The 17,986-nt window shown below is 36.3% G+C and carries 18 protein-coding genes and 1 pseudogene; 15 read left to right on the top strand and 4 right to left on the bottom strand.

Going from position 1 to position 17,986, the window contains the following annotated elements; genetic code table 11:
- Nucleotides 1-316 precede the first annotated feature (316 nt).
- Both MKX62_RS20260 and MKX62_RS20255 read right to left on the bottom strand, forming a co-directional pair.
- Nucleotides 317-1,480 carry a zf-HC2 domain-containing protein gene (locus tag MKX62_RS20260; RefSeq protein WP_187044979.1) on the bottom strand — a complete coding sequence of 388 codons (1,164 nt, stop codon included), beginning with the start codon at nucleotides 1,478-1,480 and terminating at the stop codon, nucleotides 317-319.
- Entirely contained in the window at nucleotides 1,470-2,012 is a 543-nt protein-coding gene (locus MKX62_RS20255) for an RNA polymerase sigma factor (RefSeq protein ID WP_187044978.1), read from the bottom strand. Before MKX62_RS20255 ends, MKX62_RS20260 begins: the two co-directional genes overlap by 11 nt.
- A gap of 483 nt (nucleotides 2,013-2,495) precedes the next feature.
- Between MKX62_RS20255 and MKX62_RS20250 the strand changes: the two genes are divergently transcribed.
- The 3 genes from MKX62_RS20250 to MKX62_RS20240 all read left to right on the top strand — a co-directional run bounded on the left by MKX62_RS20250 (nucleotide 2,496) and on the right by MKX62_RS20240 (nucleotide 5,049).
- Nucleotides 2,496-2,828 (top strand): hypothetical protein, encoded by a 333-nt coding sequence (locus tag MKX62_RS20250; protein WP_340742169.1) that lies wholly within the window; start codon nucleotides 2,496-2,498, stop codon nucleotides 2,826-2,828.
- Between the two features lie 379 nt (nucleotides 2,829-3,207).
- The gene (locus MKX62_RS20245) at nucleotides 3,208-3,981 is read left to right on the top strand and encodes an SDR family oxidoreductase (RefSeq protein WP_187044976.1); all 774 of its coding nucleotides are present in this window, start codon (nucleotides 3,208-3,210) and stop codon (nucleotides 3,979-3,981) included.
- A 294-nt stretch (nucleotides 3,982-4,275) separates the two neighbouring features.
- Nucleotides 4,276-5,049 (top strand): GNAT family N-acetyltransferase, encoded by a 774-nt coding sequence (locus MKX62_RS20240; protein ID WP_338656496.1) that lies wholly within the window; start codon nucleotides 4,276-4,278, stop codon nucleotides 5,047-5,049.
- 418 nt (nucleotides 5,050-5,467) lie between these two features.
- On the opposite strand, the pseudogene MKX62_RS20235 reads toward MKX62_RS20240, so the two are convergent.
- Nucleotides 5,468-6,030, bottom strand: a pseudogene (locus MKX62_RS20235) (ATP-binding domain-containing protein); the annotation flags it as partial.
- Between the two features lie 166 nt (nucleotides 6,031-6,196).
- Between MKX62_RS20235 and MKX62_RS20230 the strand changes: the two are divergent.
- The 5 genes from MKX62_RS20230 (at nucleotide 6,197) to MKX62_RS20210 (ending at nucleotide 12,896) form a co-directional block, all read left to right on the top strand.
- Nucleotides 6,197-6,754 (top strand): cysteine hydrolase family protein, encoded by a 558-nt coding sequence (locus MKX62_RS20230; protein ID WP_340742168.1) that lies wholly within the window; start codon nucleotides 6,197-6,199, stop codon nucleotides 6,752-6,754.
- Nucleotides 6,755-7,142: 388 nt separating this feature from the next.
- On the top strand, nucleotides 7,143-7,559 hold the full coding sequence (locus MKX62_RS20225) for a VOC family protein (RefSeq protein ID WP_338656498.1): 417 nt from the start codon (nucleotides 7,143-7,145) through the stop codon (nucleotides 7,557-7,559).
- A gap of 1,387 nt (nucleotides 7,560-8,946) precedes the next feature.
- Nucleotides 8,947-11,178 carry a YcdB/YcdC domain-containing protein gene (locus MKX62_RS20220; RefSeq protein ID WP_338656499.1) on the top strand — a complete coding sequence of 744 codons (2,232 nt, stop codon included), beginning with the start codon at nucleotides 8,947-8,949 and terminating at the stop codon, nucleotides 11,176-11,178.
- A gap of 280 nt (nucleotides 11,179-11,458) precedes the next feature.
- A complete protein-coding gene (locus MKX62_RS20215; RefSeq protein WP_067209777.1) occupies nucleotides 11,459-12,400 on the top strand; it encodes a thymidylate synthase in 942 nt (313 codons plus the stop codon).
- Between the two features lie 16 nt (nucleotides 12,401-12,416).
- Complete coding sequence (locus tag MKX62_RS20210; RefSeq protein ID WP_187044971.1) at nucleotides 12,417-12,896, top strand: dihydrofolate reductase; 480 nt, start codon at nucleotides 12,417-12,419, stop codon at nucleotides 12,894-12,896.
- Nucleotides 12,897-12,953: 57 nt separating this feature from the next.
- Here MKX62_RS20210 and trhA read toward each other — a convergent pair whose 3' ends face one another.
- Nucleotides 12,954-13,589, bottom strand: a complete 636-nt coding sequence (gene trhA, locus MKX62_RS20205; RefSeq protein WP_338656500.1) for a PAQR family membrane homeostasis protein TrhA — start codon at nucleotides 13,587-13,589, stop codon at nucleotides 12,954-12,956.
- Nucleotides 13,590-13,662: 73 nt separating this feature from the next.
- Here trhA and MKX62_RS20200 point away from each other — a divergent pair, with 73 nt between their 5' ends.
- The 7 genes from MKX62_RS20200 (at nucleotide 13,663) to deoD (ending at nucleotide 17,940) form a co-directional block, all read left to right on the top strand.
- Entirely contained in the window at nucleotides 13,663-14,502 is an 840-nt protein-coding gene (locus tag MKX62_RS20200; RefSeq protein ID WP_340742167.1) for a DegV family protein, read from the top strand.
- Between the two features lie 38 nt (nucleotides 14,503-14,540).
- On the top strand, nucleotides 14,541-15,356 hold the full coding sequence (locus MKX62_RS20195) for a GDSL-type esterase/lipase family protein (protein WP_067209766.1): 816 nt from the start codon (nucleotides 14,541-14,543) through the stop codon (nucleotides 15,354-15,356).
- A gap of 11 nt (nucleotides 15,357-15,367) precedes the next feature.
- Complete coding sequence (locus tag MKX62_RS20190; protein WP_067209763.1) at nucleotides 15,368-15,943, top strand: YpmS family protein; 576 nt, start codon at nucleotides 15,368-15,370, stop codon at nucleotides 15,941-15,943.
- Between the two features lie 12 nt (nucleotides 15,944-15,955).
- Complete coding sequence (gene msrA, locus MKX62_RS20185) at nucleotides 15,956-16,486, top strand: peptide-methionine (S)-S-oxide reductase MsrA (protein ID WP_067209761.1); 531 nt, start codon at nucleotides 15,956-15,958, stop codon at nucleotides 16,484-16,486.
- Complete coding sequence (gene msrB / locus MKX62_RS20180; protein WP_067209758.1) at nucleotides 16,483-16,902, top strand: peptide-methionine (R)-S-oxide reductase MsrB; 420 nt, start codon at nucleotides 16,483-16,485, stop codon at nucleotides 16,900-16,902. The genes msrA and msrB overlap by 4 nt, the downstream gene beginning before the upstream one ends.
- A gap of 30 nt (nucleotides 16,903-16,932) precedes the next feature.
- Nucleotides 16,933-17,154, top strand: coding sequence for a YozE family protein (locus tag MKX62_RS20175; protein WP_067213957.1), 222 nt, complete (start codon nucleotides 16,933-16,935; stop codon nucleotides 17,152-17,154).
- 81 nt (nucleotides 17,155-17,235) lie between these two features.
- On the top strand, nucleotides 17,236-17,940 hold the full coding sequence (deoD, locus tag MKX62_RS20170; protein WP_067213956.1) for a purine-nucleoside phosphorylase: 705 nt from the start codon (nucleotides 17,236-17,238) through the stop codon (nucleotides 17,938-17,940).
- The last annotated feature ends 46 nt before the right edge of the window (nucleotides 17,941-17,986 follow it).

The following is a 17,986-nucleotide window of genomic DNA, read 5'->3' as shown; positions in this document are numbered from 1 at the left end:
CTTCATCCTTTTATTGCTCATTGATACGGGCTACATGATTTGGAAAAATTAGAAACTATATAGCTCATGGCAATATAAGTGAACCTATTGATAAAAAGTCGGACTAGATATCATGATTTCGGACTGGCTGTACTTCACAATAGTACTTGACTCAATTGGGATACCATATAATAAAACTATTAATATTCTTTGCGCTAGAAATTTTGCTATTGATGATTAAAGATTATTATCAATTTTAAAATGCTGAACAACTAAAATTTTTTTCATCACTAAAAAGACTCTCACTACAATTATTTACTAAGTGAGAGTCTTGTAATCAGTCTAATTCTAATACGATCGGTTCAAGTTGTTTTTTTATCTCTACAGTAACCGGCACTAATTTGAATGTACTTGGAATTTGTTCGTAACCGTCAAATTGTAGTTTATAAACGGTACGATTATTAATAAAATCTACATTTGCTCGGTCAGAAGCAATTAATCGATCGTTAATGACCATTTCCCAACTACTTGCACGAACTTCTGGCTCACCTTCCGTAGAAATTTGTAAATGTAATATGTCTTGTTTGATTTCTAATGCATCGATTATATATGTTTCATTTTCAAATTGAAATGGCTGTAACTGTGCTGCATTCACTTCCGTCTCATATAAATCGAAAACATCCGCTTTCATTTCAAGCACCTCGAATGTCGCTGGCTTTGTATGTCTCGGAACAGAAGTCGTATAAATCATTTCCCCTAATACATCTGTACCTCTACCACTACTACTATGAATATTGATCATAGGTCGTTCGCCTTCTGGTAAATACTTTGTTCGTATAATTAATTGTCCTGCTTCATTTCTAATCGCAAATTCAATTTTTGATCTCATTTTACCGAAAAAGGCGTAATGCGTATCGAGTAGCAATGGGTCAGCACTCACTTTATATTGATATCGAGTTCGAATTTCCTTGTATAAATTATCATAATATTGCTGGTATTTATCCTTAAATTTGACTCGAAAATGAATATCAATGTTATCTCCATTTTCTACAACTTCATTAATCGAAACATCCAAAAATGGCTCATTTAAGTTAGGAACTTGTTCGGCTGCTGAAAGGTCTTTCTGCTCACGACTGTTAGCTTCAGCTAATTGAGTTGGCTCGTCAATCTGCTGTGCTACTTCATTCGGTGTACGATTTAAAGAATAAAGTGCGAAGCTTAACACAATAACTGCTGCACCGATTACACTAATTTTTAATGTATGCCAAGATTTTTTACGCTTTGTATTTGTTTGAATACGTTGCATAATGAAATCAGCTTGACTATGTGTCATCATTGGCTTATTGAGCTGTGCAAATAAAGATTTTTGTTCATTTACTAATTGCTCATATTCACTCTGACAATTTTTACAGTATTGCAAATGAGCTTCCATTTTTTGTTGCTCACTATCTTCTAAAAAACCTTCTATATAATCTTCCAACAAGTTCGAATTACATTTCATAATAATAACCTCCCTTTGTCGTTCCGATTGACCTTAGTTTTCTTTTACTACGGTGCAGTTTGTTACGAACGTCATTTAAAGAAATTTGTAGCACTTGCCCGATTTCATCGTAGCTAAGCCCATTCACATATTTTAATAACAATACGGAATGTTCAGTTTCATCTAACTGCTGAAGAAGATGCTCTAATTGCTCATTTGTTTCACGTAATAACAATATTTTTTCCGGATAACGACTATCCGTTACTTCGATATTGATTGGTGTCGTTTGATACTTATGCTTTCGTAAATGATCAAAACAATTATTGACCACAATTCGATAGAGCCATGCATTAAATGACCCTATATTTTCATACTTATGTAGGTTATAGTACACCTTAATAAAAATATCCTGAACGATATCTTCTGCGACAGTACGATTTCGGACAATTCGTATAACAGTGTTAAATACTTTCTGTTCATAATGTTTGATAACGTGTGCAAAGTAATGATCTTCTCCGTGCTTTACTCGTGCAATCACTTCATCCATCTCCATCCGATTCACCTCCTTACTACTATAACGAACAAATCTTTATTTCCTCTCAAGATAATTTTAATTTTTTCTATTTAAGAGAAACTTATTTACTGTTTTATTGAATAAAAAAACAATATTTTTCTCTATTTTTAATATTTGATAATTTTTTTGGGAAATTTGTTCTTTTCTAAACAACTCGGGATTCTAACTTTCAGAATTTTTAACCTCCGTTTTATAGACACACGAAAAGCCCGCTCAGATTAGCGTTTTGTGGGCTTGAATTGTTGTCATTTTTCCCCGTAGTTATAAAAAATTTAAATAATAAGTCAATTTAATATTCGAAATTATTTATTTAGGATTAAATAGGCGGTACAGCTCGCCCGTATAACGAACAAATCTAGTGAAGGAGCTACAAGTGTGAGCTATGGTTAAATAATTTATTCATGGTATTATATTTACAGTAATAGAATGTAACAATTCAGAAAAATATTGGGAGGTTTATTTATGAAAAGAAAATCAGTTCTTATTCTTGGTTTTGTAGGAGTTCTCGCACTATCAATTGGTTTTATGAAAGACTTGCAAGGTACAAAGGTATTTGCACAAAATGAACAACCAAGAGTAGAAGATGGACAAACAGACACTAATAGCCAAGATCAATACAAAGTAATAACAAGAGAGGAACAAGAAATTAGAGGAAGTATGTTAGCTGAAGGAAAAGAAGTTTCCACAGTTATAACAGCGAAAGAGCAAGAAATAGTCGAAAATATGTCAGCTCAACAAGGGTTTATTCCACAAGCAAATGGAACGGGTTTCTATTTTGAAAAAGAGAAAAAATAAGTTTACTTGTTAAACTCCCATGAAAATAAAAAAAAAGCTCTTATTATTGATAATAGCGCATAAGAAAAAAACTCAGATAAAGTTTTTTTGAAAAAAGACTGAGCCTTGAGAAGGATAATATTGAACTGAAAGGTAAATCAAGAATCAGCTCCATTCTTCAGAGAATAAAGGCTGGGCAGTAACCAGAGTAGGATTAATCTCCCATAAGTGCTACCCGTATTGGGTGCGACAGTCTATGTGATGCACCGGAGTCTCCAGTACCCATTCTGCATATATATTCATCCTTTTAGGTGTAGCGCTGATTTTGCACTACATGTATGGCTAACGGGCAATCGTAGAGATGTATTTAAATTTAATATTGTAATGGAGGAATGTTTTAATGAACCAAATAATAGGGGGAATTGCTATTGTTACAGGTGTAAGCCGCCTAAAAGGGATTGGTGCGGCTATTTGTAAAGAGTTAGCTGAAGCGGGCTATCATATATTTTTTACCTATTGGACAGAATATGATAAAAAAATGCCTTGGAGTATTGATTTAAATGAGCCAATGATATTAAAAGAAGAATTAATAAAAAAAGGTGTTAAGGTATCAAGTATGGAGTTGGATTTAACTCAATATGATGCTCCTGAACAACTTTTAAGTAGAGTTTCTGAACAACTTGGTTATCCCGATATCTTGATCAATAACGCAGCATATTCAACTAATAACGATTTTTCTAATATAACTGGCGAAGAATTAGATAAACATTATATGGTAAATGTTCGTGCGACGACACTATTAAGTAGTAAATTTGCCCAAAATTTTGATAAGAAATGTGGTGGAAGGATAGTCAATATTACTTCAGGTCAATTTCAAGGACCGATGCCTGGTGAATTAGCATATGCAACAACAAAGGGAGCCGTCGATGCTTTAACTATCACATTGTCGGCCGAACTAGCCCCTTTGGGAATAACGGTCAATGCAATAAATCCAGGTCCAACTGATACAGGGTGGATGACAGAGGAAATAAAAAGTGAATTAAAACCGATGTTCCCTTTTGGTAGAATTGGTGAACCGAAAGATGTAGCAAAAATGATTAAATTTCTAGTGAGCGACGAAGCAGATTGGATTACAGGTCAGATTATACACTCGGAAGGAGGATTTAAAAGATAATTAAACTAAAAGCTTTGATTCTAGAACCATATTACTGTATTTAATTTCAATGTATATCTAATTAAGAACTATTAATTGGTGCTTTATTGGTAGATCATTGAGTTGCAATGCTACTCTTTTTTCTTGTTCAACTAAAGATCGAGTTTATTTTAATAAGTTATTACTTTTTCATTTTAATCTTAATCTTTATCTGAAAAATGTGGTGAATGTTAGAGAGGATTCACATTAAATAAATAATTAATGATATCATTGTCGTAAAGATTGAATATTTTCTATATAGAGAGAAGGAATTGAATGATTTATGAATTAAGTAATGATTTGAGAAAAAAGCTAATCCCAATGTTCGATGGTATGGATAGCACTATTATTCTTTCATGTCTTCAAGGGCATATGGGAACCGCGTTGGTTGACGATCTTGAAAATCCTACAGTTGCTCAAGTAACAGTGGGGATTTTTGTTTTTTTTGCTGGAAATCCTAATACAAAGATAGCGGAAGAACTTCTATATAATCTGTCGGAGTATAGTCTTGCTATTGTTAATACTGAAGAATGGAAAAATCGTATCGAAACAATACATAAAGGTTCAATAGAGAAGTTTCAACGGTATAAATTTAACAAAAACCCAGAACACCTTGATAAAACCCACATACAGAAATTATTAACTCCATTACCAGAGGGATATGAACTGAAAAAAATAGATGCGACGATAGCAAAAGAACCATCTTTGCATGAGCTATCAGAAGACTTTATAACTCAGTTTAATTCGATAGATGATTTTATAGAACGAGGTGTAGGTTTTGCTATTTTGAAGGAGGGACAAGTGGTATGTGGAGCAACATCATTTAGCATTTATGATGATGGAATTGAGATTGAAATTGCTACACATCCACAACATAGGAGAAAAGGCTTGGCAATAATAACAGCCTCTGCGTTGATATTAGACTGTCTAGAGAGAGGAATATATCCAAGTTGGGATGGAGCCAATAATGAATCTGTTAAATTAGCTGAAAAACTTGGATACATTTTTAAAGAGTCATATGATACGTACTTTATTGATTATATAAAGTAACCCCGATCTTTTTTTATATGGATTTTAAAACCAGAAAATTTAAAGATCCAATTTAGTCCATGGGCTCAATACCATTGTGCAGGATAATACTTAAACTAACTAGTGCGTTTCTACAATAAGTAGAGGCGTACTTTTATAGTTGTAGAAGGAGATAAGGTTAGTTCCGTTAAAATATAGTAAACCTAATATGGACCCACTAATAGGAAGGAAAGATTCACAGTGAATATTGAGTACACGCGATATCGAGTGAAACAAGGTAAAACAGAAAATGTAAATGAGTGATTAGCTTTTTTGAACGAACATCTTGAAGATGTACAGGTTACCCTTGAAGACGAGAAAATGTACATTTTTAAATTCGGCAATTAAGTTGTGGGGCTGTTAATTGCCCAAAGTGTTTATCGTTAAAATTACGACTAATTCAAGCTTGGATAAAATTTTCTTGCAAAACGTTTCGCAAGAATGGGCTCGGTTTACCTACACTGTATAGCTGTAAAAAATGCATAGCCCTGGTGCAGGCTGTGTAAAAAACTCTACGCAGGGTCTCATCACCATATACTAGCTCAGATGCGTCATAAATGATGACAGCGTCGAATTCGATACCTTTGGATAAATACGACGGTATGACAATAACTCCTTTTTCATATTCAATGGAGCCGTTCTTCAAGAGCATAATTTCATTAATGTTAGACAGGGCTTCATATGCACTTTAACTATCCTTAGCTGATTTGCATATTATGGCAATACTATTATAGCCAAGATCTCGTAAATCCACGACTTTTGATGCGATGTTGCGGTGGAGTTCTGTGTGATCGAGCAATTGTGTCAGCGCGGGTAGCTCGCCGTCGCGTTCGAAAGGGATAATCCGTTAGGTACCAGTCTGCGTGTAAATTCGATAATTTGTTTTGTGGATTGGTAGCTGCGTGTGATGTTAATCACTTCCGTTTCAATCTGTCCGTATAAGCTCATAAGTGTGTGAAAATCATCCATTTATCATTAAAAGAAATTGTGCTAAAATTAAATCATCTAAGGATTTTGAAAGCTAATTCAAGAGTAGATATTATGACTAATAACAAAAAAATACTAAGAGGTATACGTCTAAATAAATTTATTTTATTGCGTTACCTGACACTTGAAAGGGGAAAAACATTTGAATCAAGCAGTGTTAATTATTGATGCTCAACAAGAATTAATTGATGGGAATCAAGTAGAAAGTGCAGTTTTTAATAAAGAGCAACTTATTAGGAATATAAATGTTCTGATCGAAAAAGCATGGGAATCTGATGTTCCAGTTGTCTTTGTTAGGGATTTAGATGTTGCTGAAGGTAAAGGTAAAGGGTTTCAAGTTCACGATGAAATTAATGTGCCTACTGATACAAAGTTTTTCGATAAGACTGCAACTAACTCCTTCTATGGGACAGGACTTCTCAATCATTTAAGATTGCAAGAGGTTGAACATATTGTTATTATGGGTTGTAAAACACAACACTGTATAGATAGTGCAGTCAGAACAGCAACTATTAATGGTTTTGATGTTACATTAGTTGGTGATGCCCATTCAACAACAGACAGTGGTTTTTTTAGTGCAGAACAAATAATAAAGCACCATAATGAAACACTTCATGGTCATTACAATGTTGAACACTTTTCAATTGTGAGAAATGCAAAGGAAGACTTGTTTCATCCAAGTCATGATTCATATAGATAATTTAAGAGTGCAATACGGAAATGTTTGCTAGTAATTGAAAATATTGAGATTAATATCCCGATTCCTTGGCATAGTAACTAAGGAATCGGGATGTTTTAATGAAAATGAGTTTGAAACAAATTGTAACTTCTAAGTGAATTCAACTAAGTATGTGAATTGGTGCACTTAAACTAATGAGTGCATTACTCGGACAATTATACTGTATCTTTACTTCTTCCAGTAAAGATACAGTATAATTAAATGTGGGATTAGAAGGGGATTTCAATTTATATTAAAACTAGTGCCCAAATAATTATAATAGAAATTTATTAAACTTGGATGATAATAAATTCAACTTAAATAGAATAAGTCTTTATTAAGGATAATAATATTGAACGGAGGAAGTAAATTGGAATATGTTTTAGATCATGTTGGAATAGCTGTTAGAAGTATTGATGATGCTCTTCCCTTTTATCTTAAAGTGTTAAATGGATTAGTAGAGGACCGTTATACAAGTGATACACCTGGCGTTGAAGTGCACGTTGCTGTTGTCAGAACTAATGATAAAGTAATTGAATTACTCGCACCAACCAACAAGAACTCTCCAATGGCTAGGTTTATAAAGCAACGGGGAAAAGGAGTGCATCATATTGCATATCGAGTTGACGATTTGGACAAAGCAATACTCGAGGCAAGTGAAAATGGAGTTCGTTTTCTAGAGGACACATTACGTACTAATGCACGTGGAAGAAGACTCATTTATATTAATCCCGCCTCAACTGATGGAACATTAATTGAACTTTGTAGCTATTCTACGAAAACTTAATTAGTAGAAACAATATCTAATGATTTGTATGTTCCATCTAAAGTGATGGATATTTGGTGGACGAGGAGTATATTTTTGTTAAACAAATAGTATTAGTCGCGGGATTATAGATAGCCACCTAAAATTCCTTCTATTGATGAGCAGATCTTATTTCATAAATATTATTTACACAGAAGTAGGACTATTCAAGATGTGAAATCATGGCTTTTAATCCTGATCAAAGACATTCAAGAATTTTGAGACAAAGGAGATGTAAAATGGACCTATGGATTATAATTTAACAAAGTTATGTATTTATTTCTATTTTTATAATCATAATGCTTCTAAGCTTATTAATAATAGGTTCCATTTGGAAAAAACGTGTCAACATCCCTAAATCGTTAGCTACACTAACAATAATAATTTTCGGATTATTAATAATCTTTTCGTTATTTTCATTGATTTTTATAATTTCTTTTGGATATAATTCTTAATAAAAAATACTCCAGCAGCTCCCATAACGGATGTGATGTCTACTATTACACGCATGTAGCATTTAAGCTTAAAAGGTCGATTGCTTATCAGGGAAGTCGATCTTTCTGATTTGGTTATCTTGTACTCAAGCATCTTTTTCAATTGGTGCAAACATACTTAATATTTATTACCTAATCTACTGTTTCATAGTCTGGCCTTCTAGCACAACCTCGAAAAATCATTACAAGAATGATTCAACTTTCTGATGTCAATCCCCTTTAAGCATTCAAAACCAGTTCCACTAACAGTTCAATAATGATCTTGAACAGTTACATAAGAGTAGTACTTGTAGAAAATTAATTACAATACCTTCTAATAAATAGTCTCTTATCGCCTTTAGATTTATTGGTAAATCTCAGATGTTTTTTTTGATTTTTGACGAGAATAGTATATGAACAATCACGTCCCGCAGCCAACCGATCATATAACGCCGGGACCGATCATACCTCGCAGCCAACCGATCATATAACACTGGGACCAATCATACCCCGTAGCCAACCGATCATATAACATCCAGGACCAATCATATCCCGCAACTAAGAATAAGAAGTACACTATTGCATACCTGGGTCATTCTAATTGTCAAATAGGTGGGAAAAATAGGTATATTATATTAGTAGCAATCATAAAATAAATTTAATTGTTTAAAATCAACAATAGAAATGGAGGATTGAATAATTTTAATACAAGCTGTGCGCAAAGGGGGGAATTGTTCAGATATTATTTTAATAATGGTTAATTACTCCTGAAACTTCGGTACTGTTTAAAGAAGTGTAGGGATATTTTAATAAAGAGTAAATGAAATGCGGAATTAATTAACAATTAATGGAGTTAGATGTACGATTTAGGGACTACTGATATTAGGAGGGTTATATTGGTTAATTTAAAGAAAATTGGTATTGTATTAAGCTCTTCTGCTTTATCTTTTGGAATGTTTGCGTCTGTTGCCGGTGCTTCAACCACAGTGAGTGGGCAGCCTGGAAAAGTACAAATTCAAGTTGCTTTAACAGAAACAGTTTTCACAAAAGACGATTTAATAAAGAGGTTTAATGAGTTTTTTCCTAATCGGTTTGACTTCTTAACGAAAAGTGATTTTCAAATGGGTGGCAGTCACTTTTATCCTAATGACGATAAGTTACGTTATGATTTAGTGTTCACTAAAACAATTAATGGTAAGCAGTTATATGGTAGTGTTGTATTTGTTGGAGAGGAATTAGAAATTGAGCAATTTTACTATCAACCGTCTAATGAAGCAGAAGCGTTATTTCCCGCAAAGACCTCAAAGGAAGAGGCTAGAAAAATAGCAGTTGATTTTGTTGGGAAATTTATTGATGGAGAGAATTATCAATTAGAAACAGATCCCTTCAACTACTTTCCACAACAAATATTAACAGAACCAATTCGGTACTCATTCTCATTTTCTCGTACTAAAAATCAAATATCCATTTCTGATCAAAGAATAGAAGTATCTGTTCTTGGAAATGGTGAAGTCGTTAATTTTTACAGAGATTCTAAGAAGTTGGACTCATCAACTTATGATGATATAAAACAAATAAAAGATAAAAATGAAACTTTAGAGAAAGTAAAAGGAAATCTTTCAGTCGATTTGCAATATCAAATTAATCATGATTATCAAACGGGTGATCGCAGTGTTCAACTTGTTTACCAACCAACAACAAAGTTGCGTGGAGTTCATGCTTCTTCAGGTAAGTGGTTAACTGCAAACGGGTACTCAGCAGATTTACCTGAGGAGACAAAGATTGTAAAGGTTATAGCTAACCCACTACCGCCAAAACAAGATGGAATGACTTTAGAGGGTGCAAAGAAAATTGCAGAGCAATTCCTTAAAATTAATTCTGAAAAGGTTAAATTAAGTATTCAATCTATCGATGAGATAGAAAACTATAATGGACAGGCAGTAATTAGTATTCAGTACATGTATAATTATGAGAATGGCGGACACGGAACAAGTATGGAAATAAGTAAAAATACCGGAGAAATTATTCAATATAATGATATAACAAGCCAGATTTTAGAGCAAATTGGAGAGAAACCTAATAAAAAGGACTCTCTTTCTAGTAAGGAAGCCCTTGCGCAAGCAGTAAAATATGTGAAAGAATGGGCTCCTTCCTCTCTGCACAACTATGCTATGCCTGTAGAAGAACCCTATTTTGAAGAGAGACTAGGTGCCTATCAATTCAATTTCCCTAGAATTAAGAATGGCATTGTTGTGATAGGTGATCAAATTAATGTTGGCATAGCAGCTGATGGCTCCTTAAATAGCATTAATGTCAATTATCAAGAAGTTGAACAATGGCCAACGATTAATAAAGTGATTTCTGAGGAAGAAGCAATAGTTCTATTGAAAAAGGCACTTAGTCTAAAACTTACCTATATGAAACAAGAGAAAAGTGAAGACGAAAATCATTATGATTTAGTATATTTACCTGTATTTAACGAAAATCCGTTTAGTTATTTAAATGCCAACACGGGAGAATGGAATAGTCTGTTTGGTGAGAAAAATTCATCTGTTATTTCACATCCTTGGGCAGAAGAGGAACTTAATTATCTTATCAATGCTAAAGTCTTAGAGATAAAAGATAGTAAAGACTTTAATGGGGATGCCTCAGTATCAAAAGGAGAAGCACTAAAAGTCATCATGAATTCACTCACTTATATTTATTACGGTGGTTATTATTCTGAAAAAGAAAACAAAAACCAAACTTTTGAGAATATAGACCCGAAACATCCGTTATATCAATCGATTGAACGGGCAGTTGAAATGGGCATTATTAAGCCGGATAGTCAAAGTTTTTCACTTGATTCTCCAATCAAAAGGGATGAATTAGCAGCTTGGTATATACGCGTTCTAGGACTTGAACAAGCAGCTAAAGATAATAGTATTTATAAACTTAGTTTTGCTGATGCAAATAAAGTCCAAACAGAATACATTGGTCATGTTGCCTTGGCGAACTCATTAGGGTTGTTAAAGACAGAACAAAACCAATTTAATCCTGATAGAGAAGCGACATACGCAGAATTGGCAGTTTCAATTATTCGTCTTGCTCACAAAATGACTGAAAAAGGCAGAGGCTTGGGTTATTAAAATATAGCCATCTAGGCATCCCAATGTGATTTTTTAAAACCCCTTTACCATTGGAGTTCTCAAATGGTAAAGGGGTTTAGTTTGTGCTAGAAGTTTACTTGAGTAAATATTCATATAAGTGTAATGAACAATGGGGTAATCCAAGAGTCTTCTCGTTATCAATGACGAAAAACACAGTTCTGACATGGTTATTTAGAATAACCACGCCAGCGCTGTGTTTTTTATTATGATAGCTAGATCTTATTTGATATACTGAACACTAGCGCAAGGAGGCTTTTTAATGAAACAGTATTTAGAATTATGTAAACACGTTCTTGAAACAGGTGAAAAAAAAGAAGATCGCACAGGGACAGGGACAATCAGTGTCTTTGGTTATCAGATGCGCTTCGATTTAAATGAAGGATTTCCCCTTATGACAACGAAAAAAACGGCTTTCCGTCTTATTTCATCTGAATTGTTATGGTTCTTAAAAGGCGATACGAATGTCAAAACGCTTATTGAAGATCGAAATCCTATCTGGGATGAATGGGCTTTTGAACAATGGGTGACAAGTTCCGAATATAGTGGTCCAGATATGAGAGACTTCGGACGTCGCGCTGCAAAAGAACCAGAATTTGCGGCTGTCTATAAAGTTGAAATGGATGCATTCAAAAAACGCGTAGTGGAAGATGAAGAATTTGCTGCGACATACGCAGATCTTGGACCGGTATATGGTAAACAGTGGCGATCATGGTCAAATGGAGAACAATCGATTGATCAAATTGCCAATTTAATTGAAGGCATCAAAAACAATCCCGATTCCCGCAGGCATATTGTTACTGCATGGAACCCTTCTGAAGTCGAAGATATGGCTTTACCACCGTGTCATGCGTTGTTCCAATTTTATGTAGCAGATGGAAAGCTATCATGCCAGCTTTACCAGCGAAGTGCGGACATCTTCCTTGGCGTACCATTTAATATTGCATCCTATGCACTTCTGGTTCATTTGATTGCACATGAATGCGAACTTGGTGTTGGCGAATTCGTCCATACATTGGGGGATGCTCATATTTACGCGAATCATGTCAATCAAGTGAATGAGCAATTGACTCGGGAACCGAGAACTCTTCCGACATTAAAATTGAATATTGAAGGCAAATCGATTTTTGAATTAGAAACGCAAGACATCGAACTTGAAAATTATGAACCACATCCAAAAATCAAAGCACCAATTGCTGTCTAAAGAAAGGTGGATTTCCATGATTTCACTACTTGTAGCCCATGATCCGAACCGGGTCATTGGTATGAACAACGATTTGCCTTGGCATATTCCAGAGGACCTTGCTTACTTTAAAAAGATGTCTATGGGAAAAGCGATGGTAATGGGACGTAAAACGTTTGAGTCAATCGGTAGACCTTTACCTGGGCGGCTTAGCATTATCGTTACACGAAATGAAGCATATACAGCTGAGGGTGCTGTTGTCGTACACAATCTAAATGATGCGATTGCAAGAGCAGAAGAGTATGCAGATGAAGTGATGATTATCGGTGGTGCGGAAATATTCCATGCGGCACTAGTAATAGCGGATCGCCTCTACATTACGTATATTCAAAAACAATACGAAGGGGATACTTTTTTCCCTTCATATGGCCCTGAATGGAAACTCATATCGTCTTCGCAAGAACACATTACAGAAGATGAAATTCCGTATTCATTTCTCATGTACGAAAAGGAATAACTAAAGCGGATGCGACTAGAGGTTTTGCACTGGAGTCAAGACAAATAAAAAACGTCCTCATGTATATAAGAGGACGCAGAAATACATTGAGGCACTGCCCGCAATAACAAACACATGCCAAATTGCATGGTTGTACGGGATCTTTCTCCACGCATAGAAAATCGAACCAAACGTATACAATAGACCGCCTATAACGAGTAGCGCGAAACCAGCGAGTGTTAAATGGGTGTATAATGGTTTGATGGCTATTAGTATAAGCCAGCCCATAACAATGTAAAAGATAAGCGAAACAAATTCAAAACGATGAATGAAAAAAACTTTGAATAGAATACCTGCAATGGCCAGACCCCAGACGATACTGAGCAGTGTCCAGCCTAGAACTCCTTTTACAGTGACAAGGAGAAACGGCGTATAGGTTCCTGCAATCAGAATATAGATGGCTGAGTGATCCAGTATGGAAAACAAGTGTTTGAATTTTATTGGCATGCTATGCAACAGTGTGCTCATAAGGAATAAGAGAAGCATAGAAAAACCGAAAATGGTGTAGCTGACCACATGCATCGCTGTGCCATGCCGAACAGCGTCAAGTACTAAAAACACAAGGGCGGGTATACTGAGAAGTAGTGCGATACCGTGAGTGATCGCATTCCACAACTCTTCTCGTCCATTTTTAAAATCAAATGCAACAGTCATGATTTTAACCTCCTTACCTTTTACTATACTAAAATTTATTGAGAACTGCTACTAATCGAGGGGAGTGCGCATTATGAAAAAAGTCCATATCGTCACGGATTCAACTGCCGATTTAAAAGAAGAGGACATTCTAAAATATGGCCTACATGTTGTTCCACTAACCATCCAAATTGATGGCAAAACGTATATCGATGGTGTAGATATACAACCCGAAGAATTTCTAACTATGATGAGAAGTTCTGAGGAATTGCCTAAAAGCTCCCAACCGGCAGCAGGTGTTTTCAAGGAGTTATATGACAAGCTGGGTGAGGATGGCAGTGAAATCATCTCCATACATATGACTGGTGGCATGAGTGGTACTGTGAAATCTGCACAGGCAGCCGCTGAAATGACGGATTCCAAAGTTACTGTCATTGATTCGATGTTCATCTCACATGCGTTGATGTTTCAGGTAATGGAAGCGGCGAAATTGGCCGAGCAAGGAAAGTCAGTTACTGAGATCGTTGAACGGTTGAACTCAATCCGTAATAATACAACGCTTTTCGTTGTTGTCGATTCACTTGATAATCTGGTGAAAGGCGGCCGTATCGGAAAAGGGAAAGCAATGATTGGTTCCTTGTTGAATATAAAACCGATTGCGACTTTGCAGGATGGCGTCTATACACCCGTCGCAAAAGCACGCAGTCACAAACAAGTTGTAGCCCATCTATTCAAAGTTTTCAAAGAAGAGACTGCTGGCAAGATTATTCGAGGAGTCGGCATTTCACACGCCAATGGTTTGAAAATGGGTGAACCATTGAAGAAAATGATACAAGACTCGGGCATAAAAGATGTGAAACTTACATTTACTGCTCCAATCATCAGTACGCATACTGGTGAGGGAGCGATAGGTTTTATGTATTACGCAGATTAATAAATGATTCTTTATTGAAGAAAAGGGGAACTCTACGTATGAGAAGAGTATTTCTGATTGTGGTCGCCTTCTCATTATTTTTGTCCGGCTGTCAACAAACGCTAATCGAAAAAACAGGTGCATTTTCTGATCGACAAGAGATTGCATTTACTGAGTGGGCAATCCCAGGGTACTTCATTCCTAAAAATATCCATGTGATTGGTTTAGGTGATTCACTGACCCAGGGTGTCGGGGATGAGCTGAAAAAAGAAGGTTATTTTGGCCGAGTAACTAACAAGATGGATGAATGGAAAGGGGTTAAGGATGTCGATGCGGCCAATTTGGCAAAGCGGGGTCGAAGAAGTGACCAGCTCATTGACAAACTGTTAGACCCTGAAGTTCAATCTTCTGTGAAAACGGCAGATTTAATCTTTTTAACAATTGGTGGAAACGATATTATGAAAGTCGTTAAGTCCAATCTATTCAATTTGCAGACGGAACCATTTTACGTTGAACTCGGTAAGTTTGAAAACAGGCTCGATGAATTATTTAGTATTATCCGAGACTTGAATGGCGATGCGATCATTATTGTAGCAGGTCTTTATAATCCGTTTTCAATTGTGACGGATGAAACAAATGAATTTGAAGATATTATTGCTGACTGGAATGAAGCGATTGAAGTTCGTGCCATGATGGACGGAAGGTCATGCTTTGTACCAGTTGTGGACTTGTTTGATTCAAATACAGACATGGTGTACCACACCGATTTCTTTCATCCGAATGCAAAGGGCTATGACTCAATGGCGGAACGTTACCTTGAAAAGCTGAAAGAATGTGGCTTGCAAAAACTATCGGACGGGGAATTGGAAATGTAGGAGCTGATCGCATGAATCGATGGAAAATTAGTTTTTTTGTACTTGCAGGACTTATTGCGGCAGCATTTGCAGCTGTTATAGTACTTATTGGATCTTCCGCCGAGTCGGTTCCGCTTCCTGAAATGAAAGTTTCGAATCAAGCGGACCATGTTTTAACAGTGAGGGCGACAAAAGAAGATTTTGAAGGTATTGCAAACACATTTATACGAAAAGCAGTAAAAGGTGAGCCGCTTCCGGTTACGATGAAAGTTGAAGATGATGTGGTCTTGTTTTCAGAAATGACGGTGTTTTCCTATACATTGCCGGTTATTATGCATTTTGACCCAATTGTTAGAGAAGACGGTAATCTAATATTAAAACAATCGTCGATGGAAATCGGACAATTGAACATCCCGCCTGCGACTGTTTTAAAAGTACTAAGGGATTCTGTGAAGCTTCCCCCTTGGATGATTGTTCGTCCTAAGGAGGAAGAACTGTTCATCGATCTCTCTGCAATCCCGTTATCAGGTGATTTACAAGTAAAAGCAAAAACATTTAACTTGGCGGATGATGAGATTATCTTGGAAATTATAATTCCAAAAGAATAGGGAGGTTTTAAAATGGCGAAAGCATTGGCCACATTTGCAGGAGGTTGTTTTTGGTGTATGGTGAAACCGTTTGACCGATATGAAGGTGTCCATTCAGTCATTTCTGGCTATACGGGCGGCGATGTCGAAAATCCGTCTTATGAACTGGTTTGTACGAATGCGACCGGTCATCGTGAAGCAATTCAAATTACTTTTGAGGATGAAGTTATTTCTTATCGCGAACTGATTGACATCTTTTGGAGACAGATTGACCCAACTGATTCGGGTGGACAGTTTTTTGACCGGGGTGAATCCTATCAGACAGCCATTTTTTATCATACACCTGAACAACTACAACTCGCTGAGCAAACAAAGGCTGAACTAGATGCTTCTGGGAAGTTTGACAAACCCATCGCAACGGATATTATACCTGCGAAGCCATTTTACGCGGCTGAAGAAGGACATCAAGATTATTACATGAAAAACCCGACACATTATAATAGATATGCAACTGGCTCTGGCCGTGAACGATTCAAATCTGACAACTGGGGTGAAGAATCATGACAGAAGAATTGAAGAAGAAATTAACCGAAATACAGTACCACGTCACACAGGAAAATGGGACTGAACCACCGTTTCGAAATGAATTCGACAGCCATTATGAAGATGGGATTTATGTCGATATCGTTTCAGGAAAACCACTTTTTAGTTCAAAAGATAAATATGATGCTGGTTGTGGATGGCCAAGCTTTACGAAACCGATTGAATCAATGGAAGTAATAGAAAAAACAGACATAACCCACGGCATGAAACGAGTAGAAGTGCGCAGTAAAACCGCGGATTCACATCTCGGTCATGTATTTCCGGATGGACCGGGTGAAGACGGATTGCGTTATTGCATCAATTCAGCTGCACTCCGCTTTGTATCCATTGACAACCTTGAAAAAGAAGGCTTCGGAGAGTACTCGAAACTATTTTAATTGATTGAAGCTGAGAAGGGAGATGAACGGATGGATCGGTCCTTTTATCGATTCGCCCTATCCTTCCGTGGTGGGGCGATGGATGATTTAAAATCAACGTTTGCGGAATATATGTTTAAGGATTCGAGTTTTCCAAAAGAAGAAAAATCTTTTGACCCATTATCGCGATATATCGAAGAAAAGGCGGATGCTAAAATGCCATCCGTCGTTTTCGATGAATTGTTTCTATTATATGAAGAGAGATTTTTATAAGTTGCACCTGCATCTTCTTTGCATAATGGATTAGTTGAATGTATGATTAAAAAAGAAAATTTGAAAGCGAGGCTATTTAGTATGAGTATACATATCAATGCAAAAAAAGGTGACATCGCGGATACGATTTTACTTCCAGGCGACCCGCTTCGTGCAAAATACATTGCCGAAACATTTCTGGAAGATGTAACACTATATAACGAAGTCCGGAATATGTTCGGCTATACGGGAACATACAAAGGAAAACGAATTTCTGTTCAAGGGACAGGTATGGGTGTTCCATCCATTTCTATTTATGTAACGGAATTGATGCAAGAATACGACGTGCAAAAACTAATCCGTGTCGGAACTTGTGGTGCGATTCAGAAAGACGTTCATGTACGTGACGTTATTCTCGCACAAAGTGCTTCGACCGATTCTAAAATGAACGAAATCATATTCAATGGTATCAGCTATGCACCGACTGCAAACTTCGATCTTCTTTTGAAATCGTATAATGCTGGGCTTAAAAAGGGGCTTGATTTGAAGGTCGGAAATGTATTTACAGAAGACGTTTTCTATAATGAATATGCACAACATGAAAAATGGGCTCAGTATGGCGTCCTAGCTGTTGAAATGGAAGCTGCAGCTTTGTATACACTTGCTGCGAAATTTGGCCGCCAAGCACTGGCAATTCTTACTGTGAGCGATCACCTCTTAACAGGTGAGGCGACATCATCAGAAGAGCGCCAAACAACATTCAACGACATGATTGAAGTGGCGCTCGAAGCAGCAATTCAGGAATAATCGTGAAGTAGGACCGCCCACTATACAGCGGTCCTTTTTTAGCAGG

Source organism: Sporosarcina sp. FSL K6-5500 (genome assembly GCF_038005665.1).
Taxonomy (GTDB): Bacteria; Bacillota; Bacilli; order Bacillales_A; family Planococcaceae; genus Sporosarcina; species Sporosarcina psychrophila.
The sequence above is the reverse complement of the archived record's forward strand: the minus strand, read 5'-3'. Positions and strand labels throughout refer to the sequence as shown.

What these genes read in the sequence shown, in the direction of transcription:
- MKX62_RS20260 (WP_187044979.1), bottom strand. Translation starts at nt 1,480, where the DNA reads ATGAAATGTAATTCGAACTTGTTGGAAGATTATATAGAAGGTTTTTTA.
- MKX62_RS20255 (WP_187044978.1), bottom strand. Translation starts at nt 2,012, where the DNA reads ATGGAGATGGATGAAGTGATTGCACGAGTAAAGCACGGAGAAGATCAT.
- MKX62_RS20250 (WP_340742169.1), top strand. Translation starts at nt 2,496, where the DNA reads ATGAAAAGAAAATCAGTTCTTATTCTTGGTTTTGTAGGAGTTCTCGCA.
- MKX62_RS20245 (WP_187044976.1), top strand. Translation starts at nt 3,208, where the DNA reads ATGAACCAAATAATAGGGGGAATTGCTATTGTTACAGGTGTAAGCCGC.
- MKX62_RS20240 (WP_338656496.1), top strand. Translation starts at nt 4,276, where the DNA reads ATGATTTATGAATTAAGTAATGATTTGAGAAAAAAGCTAATCCCAATG.
- MKX62_RS20215 (WP_067209777.1), top strand. Translation starts at nt 11,459, where the DNA reads ATGAAACAGTATTTAGAATTATGTAAACACGTTCTTGAAACAGGTGAA.
- MKX62_RS20210 (WP_187044971.1), top strand. Translation starts at nt 12,417, where the DNA reads ATGATTTCACTACTTGTAGCCCATGATCCGAACCGGGTCATTGGTATG.
- trhA (WP_338656500.1), bottom strand. Translation starts at nt 13,589, where the DNA reads ATGACTGTTGCATTTGATTTTAAAAATGGACGAGAAGAGTTGTGGAAT.
- MKX62_RS20200 (WP_340742167.1), top strand. Translation starts at nt 13,663, where the DNA reads ATGAAAAAAGTCCATATCGTCACGGATTCAACTGCCGATTTAAAAGAA.
- MKX62_RS20195 (WP_067209766.1), top strand. Translation starts at nt 14,541, where the DNA reads ATGAGAAGAGTATTTCTGATTGTGGTCGCCTTCTCATTATTTTTGTCC.
- MKX62_RS20190 (WP_067209763.1), top strand. Translation starts at nt 15,368, where the DNA reads ATGAATCGATGGAAAATTAGTTTTTTTGTACTTGCAGGACTTATTGCG.
- msrA (WP_067209761.1), top strand. Translation starts at nt 15,956, where the DNA reads ATGGCGAAAGCATTGGCCACATTTGCAGGAGGTTGTTTTTGGTGTATG.
- msrB (WP_067209758.1), top strand. Translation starts at nt 16,483, where the DNA reads ATGACAGAAGAATTGAAGAAGAAATTAACCGAAATACAGTACCACGTC.
- MKX62_RS20175 (WP_067213957.1), top strand. Translation starts at nt 16,933, where the DNA reads ATGGATCGGTCCTTTTATCGATTCGCCCTATCCTTCCGTGGTGGGGCG.
- deoD (WP_067213956.1), top strand. Translation starts at nt 17,236, where the DNA reads ATGAGTATACATATCAATGCAAAAAAAGGTGACATCGCGGATACGATT.